Here is a 16,538-nt window from a genome sequence, read left to right on the forward strand (position 1 = left end):
CTAGTGGGCGATTCCCGTGGCTCGGGATTCTCGGACCACGGTGATGCGGATCTGGCCCGGGTAGGTCAGCTCGTCCTCGATCTGTTTGGCGACGTCCCGCGCCAGGATCTGGGCGGCCAGGTCGTCGATCTGCTCGGGCGCGACCATCACCCGCACCTCGCGACCGGCCTGCATGGCGAAGACCTTCTCGACACCCGGCATCGCGGACGCGATCTCCTCGATCCGCTCCAGGCGCTTCACGTACGTCTCGAGGCTCTCCCGCCGCGCGCCCGGGCGTCCCCCGGAACAGGAGTCGGACGCCTGCGTCAGCACGGCCTCGAGCGTCCGCGGTGCCACCTCGTCGTGGTGCGCCTCGATCGCGTGCACGACCTCGTCCCGCTCGCCGTAGCGGCGGGCCAGGTCGGCGCCGATCAGCGCGTGGCTGCCCTCGACCTCGTGGGTCAGCGCCTTGCCGATGTCGTGCAAGAACGCCGACCGTTTGACCAGCTCGACGTCGATTCTCAATTCCGCGGCCATGTGCGACGCGATGTGCGCGGTCTCGATCAGGTGCTTCAGCACGTTCTGGCCGTAGCTGGTGCGGTACCGGAGCCGGCCGAGCGTCGCGATCAGTTCCGGGTGCATGTCGGCGATCCCGACCTGGACCAGCGCGTCCTCGCCGGCCCGCACGCAGAGCTCCTCGACCTGCTCGCGGGCCCGCTCGTAGACCTCTTCGATCCGTTGCGGGTGGATCCGGCCGTCGAGCACGAGTTTCTCGAGCGTCAGGCGGCCGACTTCGCGGCGGACCGGGTCGAAGCAGGAGAGCAGAACCGCTTCCGGGGTGTCGTCGATGATCAGGTTGACACCGGTGACCGATTCGAACGTGCGGATGTTCCGGCCTTCGCGACCGATGATCCGCCCCTTCATGTCGTCGCCGGGAAGGTGCAGCACACTGACGACGGATTCGGCGGTCTGTTCGCTGGCCACCCGCTGGATCGCGTCGACCACGATACGCTTGGCGCGTTCCTCGCCCTTCGCGCGGGCCTCGGCCTCGATGTCGCGGACCAGGATCGCGGCTTCCCGTTTGGCCTGGGTCTCGACTTCCTTGATGAGCTGGGTCTTCGCGGAGTCGGCGGAGAGTCCGGCGATCCGTTCGAGTTCGACGCGGTGTTCGTCGGCCTTGCCGACCAGAGACTCCTGCTGGGTCGCCAGGTCGTCGGCGAGCGCCGTGAGTTCGGTCTCGCGCTCGGCCAGGCGTCCCTCCGACCGGGTCGCGCGCTCCTCGCGCTCGGTCACCCGCGTCTCCCGGCGCTGGGCTTCGTCGCGGCGCGCGGTGACCTCGGCGCGCAGGCTCGCCACCTCCCGCTCCGCGGCGCGACGGGCGTCCGCGAGGAGGTCTTCGGCCTCGCGCTCGGCCCGGCGCCGGGCCCGCGCGACGATCTCGGTCGCTTCCTCCTGCGCGGCCTCGACCACCCGGTCGGCCTGGCTCCGAGCCGTCTCCGTCCCCTGCGGATCGAACGCGTCCGCGGCCTGCCGAGGCACCACCACGTGCACGGCGGGCGCCGCGGTCCGGTTTCCGCTCACTCCAGGTCCGGACGCCGGCCCGGAACCGCCGTCGGGTGTGGTCGAATCCGCGCTCGCAAGGCCGCCGTCTGCTTGAATACCGGCGCCCGCAGCGGGCGAGGAGCCGGGCGAGGAGCCGGGCGAGGCACCGCCGATCGAGTCCACGCCACGGGCGCCTTCGTCGGCTTCCGCGCCGGGCGGGACGCGGCCGACCCCCTCGTCGCCGGCCAAGCCACCCCCGAGCGGGGAAGTAGCCGCGCGAGCCCCACCAGACGAACCACCGCCGGGCGAGGAACTAGCGGCCGAAGCACTGCCGGACGAGGCAACGGCGGGCGAGGCAACGGCGGGCGAGTGTGCGGTGAGCGTTGGCATGGCGGCGGTGGCTTCGGGTGATCCGGCGTCACGGGTCGTCGCGGGGACGGTGGTGAGTGCTCGTTGCGCAGGCGGGGCGGGCGCGGAGCCCGGGCTCGGGCGCGCGCTATGCCGTCCAAGGTCGGCCAGGGCCGGCGGTGAGGCTTCCGAGAGCCGGAGTTTCGGCACCAGGAGACGGAGCACCACGAACGCCGTCACCACGGCGACCATGAGCGCTACCAGCAGGACGACCACGACGAGACCGACCAGCGCGGCTCCCGGCAAGCCCATGGCTCCTCCTCGTCCCCGGCACGCGGCGCCACGGAACAGAGTCGTCCGGAAGCCGGGCCGTACTCGTGCCGAGGCACGCGAGAGAAGCCCAGCAAGCGACAGGAGCCCGCACGCGACGGGAGCGCACCACGTCGTCGCCACCGACGCCGACCGCACATACCGCCCGCGAAGGCGGCAGGCACCGACGGACTATCCACACAAAGGCGCGCTACGCGGAGCTATAGGTATTGCGGGTGCGTATCAGCAGATGTCACGTACACAGGCTCGATCTCAGTACCCGTGAGGCTATGTGGAGGTTACCGACCGGTCAAGGAACGGATCCGAGGCTCACGTTCGACCCGAGGTCAATGCCCGGACACGGATAGTAACCATCCGGACGCCCCGGCCGACGATCGAACCGCAGGTCAGCGACTAGTCGTCGGTGAGCGTCGGGTCGGGGACGCCGGCCAGGTCGGGGTCCGCCCCCTCTGCGGCGAGGGCCTCCCGCACCACCCGATACGCGACTCCGGCCGGGTGGCCCCGGCGGGCGAGCAGGCCGACGAGCCGGCGTGCACGTTTGTCGGCGGGCTGGCCGCGGGTCGCAGCGAGTTTCTTCTCGACCAGTCGACGGGCGGCGTCGAGGTCGTCGCCGGGCTCGATCTGGTCGAGGGCGTCCTGGACGATCTCGCGATCGACGCCCTTTTTGCGCAGCTCACCGGCTAGCACGCTCCGCCCGAGGCCCCGGCCCCGATGCCGGGTCTCGACCCACGCCCGGGCGAACGCGACGTCGTCGATGAGGCCGACCTCGCTGAAGCGGTCGAGCACGGCGTCGGCGGCCTCGGCCGGGATGTCGCGCTTGGCCAGCGCGGTCGCGAGTTCGGTGCGGGTGCGGGGACGGGTCGTGAGGAGCCGCAGGCAGATCGTCCGGGCCGCCTGTTCCGGATCGGCGACCGAGCCCGAGTCGTCGTCGGTCCCGGAGACCCCGGCACTGTCGAGGTCGTCACCGTCCGTCCACCCGGAAGCCGCTTCGGATTCCCCGCTGCGCTCCCGATTCCCACTCCCCGACACGCCGCGCCCACGCCCTCGCCCCCGACGAGAGGGACGGTCGGACTCCTCCGAGTCGCTGCGCCCCGAGCGCCACGCCCCACCACGCCCGGAACGCCCAGAGCCCTCGGTATGCGCAGAACCCTCAGAACCCCCAGAGCCGTCAGGACGCCCAGAGCCTGCGGGACGGCTGGAATACCCGGAGCCCTCAAAACGCCCGGAGCCGTCGGAACGCCCGGAGCCCCCAGAACGCGCAGGGCCCTCGGAACGCCCAGGCCCCTCGGAACGCCCAGAGCCCTCGGAACGCCCAGCGCCCTCCGAATCCCCGGAGCGCCGAGCGTCGGTGCGGCTCGCCGGATCGCCGTTCGAGCGCCGCCGGGTGCGTGCGCCGCTCGCCTCAGCGGCAGCCGCACCGCCGGATGCGGTCCGCGACCGCGCGACGCGCTCTGCCTCCTCCAACACCGCCCGAGCCAACGCCGCCCGGTCTGCGGCACCAGCGCGCGTGTTAGCCGCGCCCTCACCGGCCGCGCGTCCGGCATCCGGCCCGGTTTCCGCATCACTGGCCGCGGGCACGGGCCCAGCGCCACGCGCGCCGGCGACGCGCTCCGGTGCCGCATCGGGTGGGGCGGAGAGCTGCCCGCGCTCCACGCTGGGCGCGACGGCGACCTGGTCGGGATCTACACCGGACACGCAGACGACCCCCTCGGGCTCAGCATCGGACGCTCCGACCAATCGCTCAAACCGTCGCCGGACGCGACGGCGACGGTCCCGGGCTCGACGTCGAGTGTGCCGCCGAAACGCTCGGACTCGGCACCGCACGCCCCGGCCAACTGCACAGGCTCAGCGCGGCGCGCCAGCGACATCCACAGACACCGCGCCGAACGCACCAGAGAAACGATCCGACTCAGCACCAGGCGCCTCATCCAACGGCACAAGGATCAGCGTCGGGCAGCCGCCCGGACGCGCCGGCAACACGCTTGGACCCCGTCACTCGACGCGCCGGGGAAACGCTCGGGCTCAGCACCGGGCGCGACGGCGCGCTCAGGCCCTGCTCGGAAGACTCCAGCGACACGCTCGGACTCAGCACCGGGCCGATCAGCCAACGCCCCGGACCGCGGATTCGATCCAAAAGAGATGGGAAGCGACCCCGGACGACCGTTACCAGAACGACCGCCCCACCGGCCACCCGCTCAGAACCGCCACCGACGCTGCCGACCGCACGCCCGGAGCCGCCGGCCAAACACCCCGGCCCCGCAGCAGACCCGCCGCTCGGGCAGGCGAACCCCGCATCGGATCCGCCGGCCAACCACCCAGGCCCGCCAGCCAACCGCGCAGAACAGCCGACCGGGCCATCGCCGTCGGGCACCGGATCAGATACGCCAGCCAACCACCGAGGCCTGCCGGCCCCACCACCGAACCCACCGACCACACCGCCGAAGCCACCAGCCCCACCACCGGAGCCACCAGCCCCACCACCGGAGCCACTAGCCCCACCACCGGAGCCACTAGCCCCACCACCGGAGCCACTAGCCCCACCACCGAACCCACCGACCACACCGCCGAAGCCACCAGCCCCACCATCGGGGCCGGCGCCGGGCGCGGCCGACGGGCGCTCGGCGTGAGGTGGGGTGTTCGGCGCCCCGTCAGCCGGGGTCAGAAGTCGACCGGGGCCGGCGCGACGCCGTTGACGTCTACGGCGGGGATGGCGCCGATGCCGAGCTTCTCCTTGATCTTCTTCTCGATCTCGTCGGCGAGATCGGGGTTGTCGACCAGGAACTTGCGGACGTTTTCCTTGCCCTGACCGAGCTGGTCACCCTCGTACGTGTACCAGGCTCCGGACTTCCGGATCAGCGCCTGCTCGACGCCCACGTCGATGAGCGAGCCCTCGCGGCTGATGCCCTGGCCGTAGACGATGTCGAACTCGGCCTGCTTGAACGGCGGCGCGACCTTGTTCTTGACGACCTTGACGCGGGTGCGGTTGCCGACCGCGTCGGAACCGTCCTTGAGCGTCTCGATGCGCCGGACGTCGAGCCGGACCGAGGCGTAGAACTTCAGCGCCTTGCCACCGGTCGTGGTCTCGGGCGAGCCGAACATGACGCCGATCTTCTCGCGCAGCTGGTTGATGAAGATCGCGGTCGTGCCGGAGTTGCTCAGCGCGCCGGTCATCTTCCGCAGCGCCTGGCTCATCAGCCGGGCCTGGAGGCCGACGTGGCTGTCACCCATCTCGCCCTCGATCTCGGCGCGGGGCACGAGCGCGGCCACCGAGTCGATCACGACGATGTCGATGGCGCCGGAGCGGACCAGCATGTCGGCGATCTCGAGCGCCTGCTCACCGGTGTCGGGCTGGGACACCAGGAGCGCGTCGGTGTCGACGCCGAGGGCCTTGGCGTACACCGGGTCGAGCGCGTGCTCGGCGTCGATGAACGCGGCGATACCGCCGGCGGCCTGCGCGTTCGCGACCGCGTGCAGGGCGACGGTGGTCTTACCGGAGGACTCCGGCCCGTAGATCTCGACTACACGACCGCGCGGCAGACCGCCGATGCCGAGCGCCACGTCGAGGGCGATCGAGCCGCTGGGGATCGACGAGATCGGCGGGCGATCGTCGTCGCCGAGGCGCATGATCGAGCCCTTGCCGAACTGCTTGTCGATCTGGGCGAGTGCTACCTCGAGCGCCTTGTCGCGGTCAGGTGCTGCTGGCATGGCTGCCGCCTTGGGAAGTCGTCGGGAAGTTTTCATCGCGGCTGACGCTAGAGCCTGGGTCCGACAGTTTTCTGATCCGACTCGGATCTGTGGATACCCCGGTTCGGACGTCGACCACGATGCGCGTGTGGCCATGTTAACCGAACTTATGTTCGATCGCGCAACACCGCTCCCAGGCGTGTCGGAAAGATCAACGCTGCGTAGCGGGGAGCTCGAAGGCGGCGTGCACCGCACGCCAGACCGCTTTGGCGTCCTCGCCCTGGGCCAGGGCCTGCTCCACGGTCCGGCCGCCGAGCGTCGAGAGGACCTGGTCGGTCGCGATCGACCGGGAGTAGCCACGCCCGAAGGCGGAGTCCATCCGTTGCCAGAATTCGGTGAGACGCACGGCGGCCAGGCTACCTGCTCCCTTCGCGCACCCGCCCCGGCCGCACGCAGGCCGAGAGCCTCACGCGCGCGGGGCGGGTTGGTGGGTGGCCGCGGCGGCCGCCACGGCGGTCGCGACGCCCGCCGCGTCCTCGACCGGCAGCGTGCTCGTCGTCACCCGGATCGCCGGTCCCGCCGTCGACGACGATCCGCCGCCGGCGCGGGCAACCCCCGGTACCCGATACCGGGACCCCGGCATCACGACGATCCCGGCGTCCCTCAGTACGGTCACCGCCGCGGTCTCGTCGGCCACCGGAACCCACACGTTGAGGCCGGTCCGGCCCCGAGCGTCCACCCCCCGCTCCCGCAACGCCCCCAGCAGCGCCCCTCGCCGGGCGTCGTACGACACCGCGGCGCGCGCCACCAGAGCGTCCACTTCGGTGCTCTGCCAGAGCGAGGCCACCACCCGCTGGGTCAGCCCACTGACCCAGCCCGGCCCCAGCCGGCGGCGGCCGTCGACCCGCGCGACGGTCACCGGATCACCGGCGAGCAGCGCGCACCGCAGGTCGGGCCCGTAGGGCTTGCTCAACGACCGGACGTGCGCCCAGGACGCCACGCACCCGGCGAGCGGCGCCAGCGGCACCCCGGCCAGCTCGGCCGCGTGGTCGTCCTCGATCACCATCAGGTCGCGCCCGGCCAGCAGCGCCCGCAACGTGGCCGCCCGCTCCGGGCTCACCGACGCGCCGGTCGGGTTGTGGGCCCGGCTGGTCACGATCATCGCGCTCACCCCGCGGTCCAGCGCCGCCTCGACCGCCGACGGCAACGGGCCGAAGTCGTCGACCTCCATGCCGACCAGCTCGACGCCCAGCACGGCCAGCAGATCGAGCAGGTTCCCCCAGGCCGGCGACTCGACCGCGACCCGATCCCCCGGACGGACGCGGGTCGCCAGGCACCGCTCGATCGCGTCGGCCGCCCCGGCGCACAGCGTCAGGGCCTCGGTCGGCACTCCGTCGGCAGCCAGCCGGCCCGCGGCGAGCCTGCGCACGGACGGCAGCACCGCATCGTCCGCATAGCCGACGGAGGGCGGGTCGAGGCGCGTCAGCACCGGTCCCAGGGGCGGGAGCAGGGTCAGGTCCGGTTCTCCGGAGGAGAGGTCGAGCGCACCGGGAGGAATGGTCAGGGAATCCGTGCGGAGCGGTGCGGTCGCCGGACGCGGGCGGACGCGGGTCCCTCGCCGTCCTCCGGTCTCCACCAGGCCGCGCCGGCGCAGGTCGGCGTAGGCGGCCGCCACCGTCGCCACAGCGAGTCCCAGGTCGGCGGCCAGCCGTCGCACCGGCGGGAGCGCACCACCGGGAGCCAGCACCCCGTCGCGGATCCCCCGCTCGACCGCGGCGGCAATCTCAGAAGCTCCGGAGCCGGTGATCCGATATTGTGTCGACACAAACCTAACTTTGTACCAGAACAAAGAGGCCAGCATGACGAGCAGGATCGTTCCCACCCGCTACGCCGACCGGGCCCGCTACGACCGTCCGACGATCGACGCGATCCTCGACGAAGGGCTGGTCGCGCACCTCGGGATCGTCATCGACGGAGCACCGAGGGTGATCCCGACGCTGCACGTCCGGGTCGGCGACACGCTCTACGTGCACGGATCCACCGGCAGCCGCCCGCTGCGGGAGGCCCCGGCGCCGGTCTGCGTGACGGTCACACTGCTCGACGGGCTGGTGTTCGCACGGTCCGGTTTCAACCACTCGGTCGACTACCGGTCGGTGGTGGTGCACGGCCTGGCCCGCACGGTCACCGACCCGGCCGAGAAGGCCAAGGTGCTCGACGCGCTGCTCGACCACACTGCCCCGGGCCGGGCCGCCGACTGCCGTCCGCCGAGCCAAAAGGAACTGGCCGCGACCGCGGTGCTCGCGATCGGCCTCGACGAGGCCTCGGCCAAGATCGGCGACCGGCTCGTCCCCGGCGCGGTCGTCGACGAGGAGCCCGGAGACGACACGCTCCCCCACTGGGCCGGGTTCCTCCCGCTGCGGACCGTCGCCGACGCGCCGGTCGCCTCCGCCGACCTCGGCGAACGGCCGGTCCCGGCCTACCTCAAGACCTACGCCCGCGGGTCCGGCCCGCGTACGCCCTGGTACCGGCCTCCCACCCTGCGGGGGACGCTCGTGCGCCTCGAGCCGCTGGGGCGGGAGCACATCGACGACCTGGTCGCGAACGCCGGTGAGCCGGAAGTGTACGAACACCTCCCGCACCCGGTGCCCTCGACGGTCGAGGCGATGACGAGGCTGGTGGAGGTCGCGCGGGCCGACGCGCAGCGCGGGATCCGGGTGCCGTTCGCGCAGATCGACGTGCGCACCGGGCAGGCGATCGGCAGTACCTCCTACTACGACATCGCGCCGGAGCGGCCGTCGCTGGCGATCGGCTACACGTTCCTGGGCCGGCCGTGGTGGCGCAGCGGCGTCAACACCGAGTCGAAGCTGCTGCTGCTGGACCACGCGTTCGGCACGCTCGGTGCCGAACGGGTCACCTGGCACACCGACAACCGGAACCTCCGGTCGCAGGCCGCGATCGAGCGGCTCGGCGCGGTCCGCGAGGGCGTGCTGCGGCGGGACAAGCGCCGCCGGGACGGATCCTGGCGCGACACGGTGGTCTACGGAATGACCAGCGAGGAGTGGCCGGCGAACCGGGACCGGTTGCGGGCGCGGCTGCACGCGTAAGGGCGGCGGCACCGGGAGACGGGAGTTTCCCTGGTGCCACCGCCCTCGGGGAGCGCCCTTCCGTCGGTCGTGTGCCCCACACACCAGCCGGCGGCTGCTCCCTATTGCTTTATGGCGCGGCTGGACGACGGAACCCCCTCGATTCCGCCGCCCAGCCGCTGGACGGCCGTGCTTCCCACTGACCCCTGCCGCCCGAAGGCGGCAGAGCCCGGCGTCCGGTCCCCCTGCGTCCCCTCTCCGCGGGAGGATGGAGCAGCCGGAGCGATGCTCCCGGTCCGATCAGCGCCGTCGTACCAGCCGGACCCCCATCCGACCAGCTCACCGATCTCACCGCGCGGCCCTGAATCAGGGCGGCGTACGCACCGTCAGCAGTTGCCGACCGATCACCGCGTCCCCGCGGTGGTTTCCTCGTGCCGTGTACGGGCCGGTCGAACCGGTCCGTTCCCGGCAGGTCACCCTGCCGGGTTTCAATCCGGCCGGGCCAATCAGGTAGGCGTCACCTGAGCCGGAGGTGGGTCCGGCTCAAGACACGCGCGGTGGATAACACTCCGTACCGCCCTTTCGCCCGGTTTTCACGCTTCCGTCCGACCGACCCCCCGCCGTTCGAACGCTCAGCGTGTTAAGACCGTAACGGTGAGTTGAACTCGTGTGCGTCGACCCCAGGGTGGATCTTGATCGGTTCGCCTTTCCGTTTCTGTCGGTGGGTCGAGGCACGATGGTGGCGTGGTAGGTAGAGGCGAAGAATCGCGTTGGGCGTTCCCGGGTGCCGACCCGGTCGAGGCGTTCGGCGAACCGGCTCGTGCGTGGTTCCGGTCCGCGTTCGCAGACGCGACCGCGGCGCAGCTCGGGGCCTGGTCGGCCATCGCCCGGCGCGAAGACGTGCTGGTCGTCGCACCGACCGGGTCCGGCAAGACGCTCGCCGCCTTCCTCTCCGCGCTCGACCGGCTGAGTCGTGAGGGCCTGTCGGCCGATCCGGCCCGCCGTTGCCGGGTGCTCTACGTCAGCCCCCTCAAAGCACTCGCGGCAGACGTCGAGCGCAACCTGCGTGCGCCGCTGGCGGGCATCCGGCAGGCGGCCCAGCGGCTGGGTCAGACGCCGCCCGACATCACGGTCGCGATGCGTACCGGCGACACTCCGGCGGTCGACCGGCGGGCGTTCACCCGGGCCCCGTCCGACATCCTGATCACTACGCCCGAGTCGCTGTTCCTGCTGCTCACGTCACAGGCGCGAGAGGCGCTGAAGGGCGTCGAGACGGTGATCGTCGACGAGGTGCACGCGGTGTGCGGCACCAAGCGCGGCGCGCACCTGGCGCTGTGCCTGGAGCGGCTCGACGAGTTGCTCGAAACGCCGGCCCAGCGGGTGGGGCTGTCGGCGACCGTGCGTCCGGTGGAAGAGGTCGCCCGGTTCCTGGGCGGCGCCCGGCCGGTGACGATCGTCCAGCCGCCCTCGTCGAAGCAGGTCGAGCTCACGGTCGAGGTGCCGGTCGACGACATGTCGCAGCTCGGCGAGCCGTCCGGTGAGGTAGACGGGAACGCGCTCGGGGCACCGCGGCGCAACTCGATCTGGCCCGCGGTGGAGGAGCGAGTGCTCGATCTGGTGGGGGCGCACCGGTCGACGATCGTGTTCGCGAACTCGCGGCGGCTGGCCGAACGACTGTGCGCGCATCTGAACGAGCTCGCGGAAGAGCGGGCCGACGAGGTGTCCGGTGGGCCGGGCGGGGGCGACCGGGCCGCGCGGGCGCCGGCCGAGGTGATGGCTCAGGCCGGTGCGGCGGCCGGTGCGGCGCCCCTCGTGGCCCGGGCGCACCACGGGTCGGTGTCCCGGGAGGAACGGCGAGACATCGAGGAAGACCTGAAGGCCGGGCGGCTGCCCGCCGTCGTGGCCACGTCGAGCCTCGAGCTCGGCATCGACATGGGCGCGGTCGACCTCGTCGTCCAGGTCGAGGCGCCGCCGTCGGTCGCGTCCGGGCTCCAGCGCATCGGGCGGGCCGGGCACCAGGTCGGGGCCGCGTCCCGGGGCGTCGTGTTCCCGAAGCACCGGGGCGACCTGGTCTCGTGCGCGGTCGTCGCCGAACGGATGGCCTCGGGCAGCATCGAGTCGATGCGCTACCCGCGCAACCCGCTCGACGTGCTGGCCCAGCAGGTCGTCGCGATGGTCTCGATGGAGCCCTGGACGGTGGAAGACCTGGTGGCGCTGGTCCGCCGGGCCGCGCCCTACGCCGAGCTGCCCGACTCCGCGCTGGAGTCGGTGCTCGACATGCTGGCCGGGCGCTATCCGTCCGACGACTTCGCCGAGCTGCGTCCGCGCCTGGTGTGGGACCGCGTGACCGGCGTGCTCACCGCCCGGCCCGGCGCGCACCGGCTCGTCGTCACCAGCGGCGGCACGATCCCCGACCGCGGCCTGTTCGGCGTGTTCATCGTCGGGCAGCCGGGTGAGCCCGGGCGCCGGGTCGGTGAGCTCGACGAGGAGATGGTCTACGAGTCCCGCGTCGGCGACGTGTTCCTGCTCGGCTCGACGTCCTGGCGGATCGAGGAGATCACGCACGACCGGGTGCTGGTCACGCCCGCGCCGGGCCAGCCGGCGCGGATGCCGTTCTGGAAGGGCGACACCGCGGGCCGGCCGGTCGAGCTGGGCCGCGCGATCGGCGGGTTCCTCCGTGAGCTCTCCGGCCTCGACGAAGAAGCCCGGTCCGCCCGTGCGGCGGCCGCCGGGCTGGACGAGCGGGCGGTCACGAACCTGTTCGCGTACCTCGACGAGCAGCGGGCGGCGACCGGGCGGCTCCCCGACGACCGGACGATCCTCGTCGAGCGGTTCCGCGACGAGCTCGGAGACTGGCGGGTCGTCGTGCACTCGCTGTTCGGGACGCCGGTCAACGGCCCGTGGGCGCTGGCGATCGCGGCCCGGCTGCGCGAACGCACCGGGCTCGACGTCCAGGCGCTGCACTCCGACGACGGCATCGTGCTCCGGCTGCCCGACGTCACCGGTGATCTGGCGACGCCGACGGCCGAGCTCGCGCTGTTCGAGCCGGACGAGATCGAGCCGCTGGTCACCGACGAGGTCGGCGGGTCGGCGCTGTTCGCGGCCCGGTTCCGCGAGTGCGCGGCCAGGGCGCTGCTGCTGCCCCGCCGGAACCCCGGGCGGCGCACGCCGCTGTGGCAGCAGCGTCAGCGCGCCGCTCAGCTGCTCGGCGTCGCGTCCGAGTTCGGGTCGTTCCCGATCGTCCTGGAAACGATGCGGGAGTGTCTGCAGGACGTGTTCGACGTCCCCGGGCTCGTCGGGCTCACCCGTGACCTGCAGTCGCGGACGTTGCGGGTGGTCGAGGTCGAGACCCCGGCTCCCTCGCCGTTCGCCCGTTCGCTCCTGTTCGGGTACGTCGGGGCCTTCCTCTACGAGGGGGACGCTCCGCTGGCCGAGCGCCGCGCGCAGGCGCTCGCGCTCGACTCGTCGCTGCTCTCGGAGCTGCTCGGGCGGGCGGAGCTGCGCGAACTGCTCGATCCGGCGGTCATCACCGAGACCGAGCGTCAGCTGCAGCGGCTCACCGACGAGCGGCATGCGTACGACCTCGATTCCACCGCCGACCTGCTCCGCGTCCTGGGCGGGCTGACGACCGCCGAGGCGCTCGAACGGGGTGGCACCGCCGAGTGGCTCGCCGAACTGGAAGCGGCCCGGCGGGTCATCCGGGTGCGCATCGCGGGCGAGGAACGCTGGCTCGCGATCGAAGACGCCGGCCGGGTGCGGGACGCGCTCGGCGTCGCGTTGCCGGTGGGCGTACCCGAGGCGTTCACCGAGCCGGTGCGCGACCCGCTCGGCGACCTGGTCAGCCGGTACGCCCGGACGCACGGCCCGTTCCGGGCGGCTGAGTGCGCCGAGCGCTTCGGGCTGGGCGTCGCGGTCGTGCACGGGGCCCTGCAACGGCTTTCGGCGTCGCGACGGGTGACGTCGGGCGAGTTCCGGCCGGACGGCGCCGGTACCGAATGGTGCGATGCCGAGGTGCTGCGGACGCTGCGCCGCCGGTCGCTGGCCGCGCTCCGCAAGGAGGTCGAGCCGGTCGGGGCCGAGGCCTACGCGACGTTCCTGGCCCGCTGGCAGCAGGTGAGTGCGGCCCGGGAGGCTCCCCGGGGCAAGCGTCCGGCCGGGCCCCGGCTCGCCGCCGCCGACGCGGTGCTGCGGGCGGTCGAGCAGTTGCAGGGGCTCGCGGTACCGGCGTCGGCGCTGGAGCAGCTCGTGCTGGCGTCGCGGGTGCCCGGCTACTCGCCGGCGTTGCTCGACGAGCTGTGCGCGGCCGGTGAAGTGGTCTGGAGCGGTGCCGGGTCGTTGCCGGGCAACGACGGGTGGGTGACGCTCGCGTACGCGGACGCGGCTCCGCTGCTGCTTCCGCCGCCCGCCGAGTACAGCGCGACACCGTTGCACGAGTCGGTGCTCAAGGCGCTCGACGGCGGGCGCGCGCTGTTCTTCCGGAACCTGTCCGACGCGGTGGGCGCCGCGGCCGGAACGACGGACGACGCGGAGCTGGCCGGGGCGGTGTGGGATCTGGTGTGGGCCGGCCTGGTCACGAACGACACGCTGGCGCCGCTGCGGGCGCTGCAGACCGGTGGCAAGACCCGCCACCCGGTGCGGCGCGCGGCCCCGGCGTCACGCCTGCGCCGCCCGGGGCGCGGCGGCCTCAGCGGGCTGACCGGTGGGGTGCGCCCGGCCCGTCCGACGATGCCGAGCCGGACGGGGCCGCCGAGCATGGCCGGGCGGTGGTCGCTGGTGGGAGAACGCGAGCTGGATCCGACGCGGCGGACGCACGCGGCGGCGGAGGTCATGCTCGACCGCTACGGGGTCGTCGTGCGCGGCACCGTGGGGCCCGAGCGGCTGCCCGGCGGGTTCGGTGGGCTGTACCGGGTGCTCGGTGCGGCCGAAGACACCGGGCGGGTGCGGCGCGGCTACTTCGTCGAAGGGCTGGGCGGGGCGCAGTTCGCCGAGCCCGGCGCGGTGGAGCGGTTGCGGGCGGTCGCGGCCGAACTCGACGCCGACGAGCGGGCGCCGCAGGCCGTGGTGCTGGCCGCGACCGACCCGGCGAACCCGTACGGCGCGGCGCTCGGGTGGCCCGGCCGAGGCGCCGCGGCCGACGACGGCACCGACCTCGACGCCCCGACCGGCGCCGCACCCGGCGTCCCGGCCGGCACCACGACCGGCAGCGCGGTGGCGGGCCGGGCGGCGGACGGGCTCGCGGCCAAGGGCCGCGGGCGCGGGCACCAGGCGGGGCGGAAGGCCGGCGCGGTCGTCGTGCTGGTCGACGGCGCACTCGTGCTCTACGTCGAGCGAGGCGGGAAGACGCTGCTGTCCTACCACGACGACCCGGCGGTGCTGGCCCTGGCCGCCAGTGCCCTCGGCGACGCGGTCCGGGCCGGTTGGCTCGGCAGCATGGCGGTCGAGCGCGCCGACGGCACCCACGTCGGCGGCAGCCCGCTGGCCGAAGCCCTGGAAGCCGCCGGTTTCCGCCCGACCCCCCGAGGACTCCGCCTCCGCGCCTGAGGCACGCCGAAAGGCGCAGGCTCTGACCTGGAGCCCGCCCAGAGCGGCGCCGGCAGTCGAGCGCGAGACCGCCGCGTACAAGCAAATCGCGCTCGCCTGTCAGCGTCGCTCTGGGCGGGCCGTGCACCCGAGCTGCTGGGCCAGCAGGCCGGCCTGCGTCCGGTTGGCGCAGCCGAGTTTGAGCATCAGCCGGGAGACGTAGCCCTTCACAGTCGCTTCGGCCAGGAACAGGTGGGCGCCGATCTGGGCGTTCGACATCCCGCTGCCCAGACACGCCAGAACCTGCGTTTCGCGCTCGGTCAGGCCCTCGAGCACCGCCCGGGCGCGCTCGCGGGTGCCCGCGCCGTCCAGCAGCCGCTGGGTCGCGACCGGCGACAGCACGGTGTGGCCGTCGGCGGCGACCCGCACCAGCCCGATCAGGTCTTCCGGCGGCGTCGACTTGACCAGGAAGCCGGCTGCACCGGCGCGCAGGGCCCGCGTCACGTAGTGGTCGGTGTCGAACGTGGTCAGCACCACGATCACCGGCGGCGACGGCAGCCGCCCGAGGCGTTCGATCGCCGCCAGACCGTCCACTCCGGGCATCCGCAGGTCCATCAGCACGACGTCCGGCCGGTGCCGGATCACCGCCTCGACCGCGGCGGCACCGTCGTGGGCCTGCTCGACGACCTCGAGATCGGGAGCCGAGTCGAGGATCGTCCGCAGGTGCGCGCACACCATCGGCTCGTCGTCGACCACCAGGATCCGGATCACGCCGGTAACCGGGCTTCGAGCACGAACCCACCGTCGGCGGCGGGCCCGGCGGTCAGGTCGCCGTCGAGCAGTTCCACGCGCTCCCGCAGGCCGAGCAGCCCGGTGCCCGAGCCGGTGCCGGTGAGCGCCGCGTCGGGCGCCGACACCGGCGGCCCGTTGCGGACGCGGACCCGGACGCCGTCCGGCCGGTAGCTGAGCGTCACGGTGGCGTCCGCGCCCGGCGCGTGCTTGCGGACGTTCGTGAGCGCCTCCTGGACCAGCCGGTAGGCCGTCCGCCCGACCACGGCCGGCACCCCGGCCGCGTCCCCGTCCTCGACGAGCGTTGCGGGTACGCCCGACTCTCCCACCAAGGCGGCCAGACTCCCCGGTGCCGCCTCCCCGAGCACCGACAACGCCCCGGCCGGTGCGGACGTCACGCCCGCCTTCACTGATCCCGCGCCCGCCTCGGCGGGCCCTCGTAACAACCCGATCACCTCGCGGAGCTCGGTCAGCGCCTGGCTCCCGGTGGCCCGGATCTCGTCCGCGGCCGCCCGCGTCGCGCCGGAGCCGGCGGTGACCCGTAGGGCTCCGGCCTGGAGCACCATCAGGCTCACCCGGTGCGTGACCAGGTCGTGCATCTCGGCGGCCAGCCGGGACCGCTCCTCGGCCCTGGCCTGCTCGGCCAGCAGGTGACGCTCCCGCTCGGCCCGCTCGGTGCGCTCGACCAGGGACGCCACCAGCCGCCTGCGGGCGCCGACGTAGAGGCCGACGAGCGGCGGCCCGCCCGCGAAGACCAGGCCCTGCAGCAGCCACGGCGAATCCTCCGGCAGCGCCCAGAAGTGCGTCGCCAGCACCGCCAGCACTCCGGCCGGGGCCAGCCCGCGCCGGAAGCCGTAGGCGGTGGCCGCGTAGGCCGCGAACGGTGCCGCGGCCGGGAGCCACGGGTAGCCGTCCCCGGCCGGATCGACTGACACCAGTGACCGGGGTGCCACCGCCTCACCGACCGCCAGCGCCGCCGTGGCGGCGACCACGAGCCACCCGACCGCGACCGGTGCCCGCCGCCTCACCAGCAGCCCCAGCGCGAGCGCGCACTGAAGCAGCAGCACGACGCCGCCGAGCGGGCGCAACGGCGACGGCGACCACCGCATCAGCAGCACCGCCACGACCATCGCCAGGCCGACTGCGGCCAGGTCGTACGCGAGCGCGCGCACGTGGGGGGAAGGCCGGTTCACACCGGAAACGGTACGGCTCGGCCGCGCCCGACTGGAACCGACGAAAGTCGCGGGTGCACCCGCGGGCGAC

General features: G+C 73.3%; 9 protein-coding genes. 2 read left to right on the top strand and 7 right to left on the bottom strand.

The genetic code is table 11. The features are described from left to right. The 5 genes from rny to ACIBZJ_RS24670 all read right to left on the bottom strand — a co-directional run bounded on the left by rny (position 1) and on the right by ACIBZJ_RS24670 (position 7,708). Positions 1-1,770 (bottom strand): ribonuclease Y, encoded by a 1,770-nt coding sequence (gene rny / locus ACIBZJ_RS24650; protein WP_395934083.1) that lies wholly within the window; start codon positions 1,768-1,770, stop codon positions 1-3. 822 nt (positions 1,771-2,592) lie between these two features. Next, a complete protein-coding gene (locus tag ACIBZJ_RS24655) occupies positions 2,593-3,228 on the bottom strand; it encodes a regulatory protein RecX (protein ID WP_395933373.1) in 636 nt (211 codons plus the stop codon). A 1,629-nt stretch (positions 3,229-4,857) separates the two neighbouring features. Continuing rightward, complete coding sequence (recA, locus tag ACIBZJ_RS24660; protein ID WP_395933375.1) at positions 4,858-5,904, bottom strand: recombinase RecA; 1,047 nt, start codon at positions 5,902-5,904, stop codon at positions 4,858-4,860. Positions 5,905-6,094: 190 nt separating this feature from the next. Beyond that, positions 6,095-6,289, bottom strand: coding sequence for a DUF3046 domain-containing protein (locus ACIBZJ_RS24665; protein WP_395933377.1), 195 nt, complete (start codon positions 6,287-6,289; stop codon positions 6,095-6,097). Positions 6,290-6,349: 60 nt separating this feature from the next. Continuing rightward, a complete protein-coding gene (locus tag ACIBZJ_RS24670; protein WP_395933379.1) occupies positions 6,350-7,708 on the bottom strand; it encodes an aminotransferase class I/II-fold pyridoxal phosphate-dependent enzyme in 1,359 nt (452 codons plus the stop codon). Between the two features lie 34 nt (positions 7,709-7,742). Between ACIBZJ_RS24670 and ACIBZJ_RS24675 the strand changes: the two genes are divergently transcribed. Together ACIBZJ_RS24675 and ACIBZJ_RS24680 are read left to right on the top strand one after the other, a co-directional pair. Then, on the top strand, positions 7,743-8,987 hold the full coding sequence (locus ACIBZJ_RS24675; protein ID WP_395933381.1) for a bifunctional pyridoxamine 5'-phosphate oxidase family protein/GNAT family N-acetyltransferase: 1,245 nt from the start codon (positions 7,743-7,745) through the stop codon (positions 8,985-8,987). 723 nt (positions 8,988-9,710) lie between these two features. Further along, positions 9,711-14,507, top strand: a complete 4,797-nt coding sequence (locus ACIBZJ_RS24680) for an ATP-dependent helicase (protein ID WP_395933383.1) — start codon at positions 9,711-9,713, stop codon at positions 14,505-14,507. Between the two features lie 99 nt (positions 14,508-14,606). Here the strand turns inward: ACIBZJ_RS24680 and ACIBZJ_RS24685 are convergent, their stop codons facing one another. Together ACIBZJ_RS24685 and ACIBZJ_RS24690 are read right to left on the bottom strand one after the other, a co-directional pair. Beyond that, a complete protein-coding gene (locus tag ACIBZJ_RS24685) occupies positions 14,607-15,257 on the bottom strand; it encodes a response regulator (RefSeq protein WP_395933385.1) in 651 nt (216 codons plus the stop codon). After that, entirely contained in the window at positions 15,254-16,468 is a 1,215-nt protein-coding gene (locus ACIBZJ_RS24690) for a sensor histidine kinase (RefSeq protein ID WP_395933387.1), read from the bottom strand. The genes ACIBZJ_RS24685 and ACIBZJ_RS24690 overlap by 4 nt, the downstream gene beginning before the upstream one ends. Positions 16,469-16,538 lie beyond the last annotated feature (70 nt).

The sequence above is a fragment of the Cryptosporangium sp. NPDC051539 genome (assembly GCF_044454545.1).
Lineage (GTDB): Bacteria > Actinomycetota > Actinomycetes > Mycobacteriales > Cryptosporangiaceae > Cryptosporangium.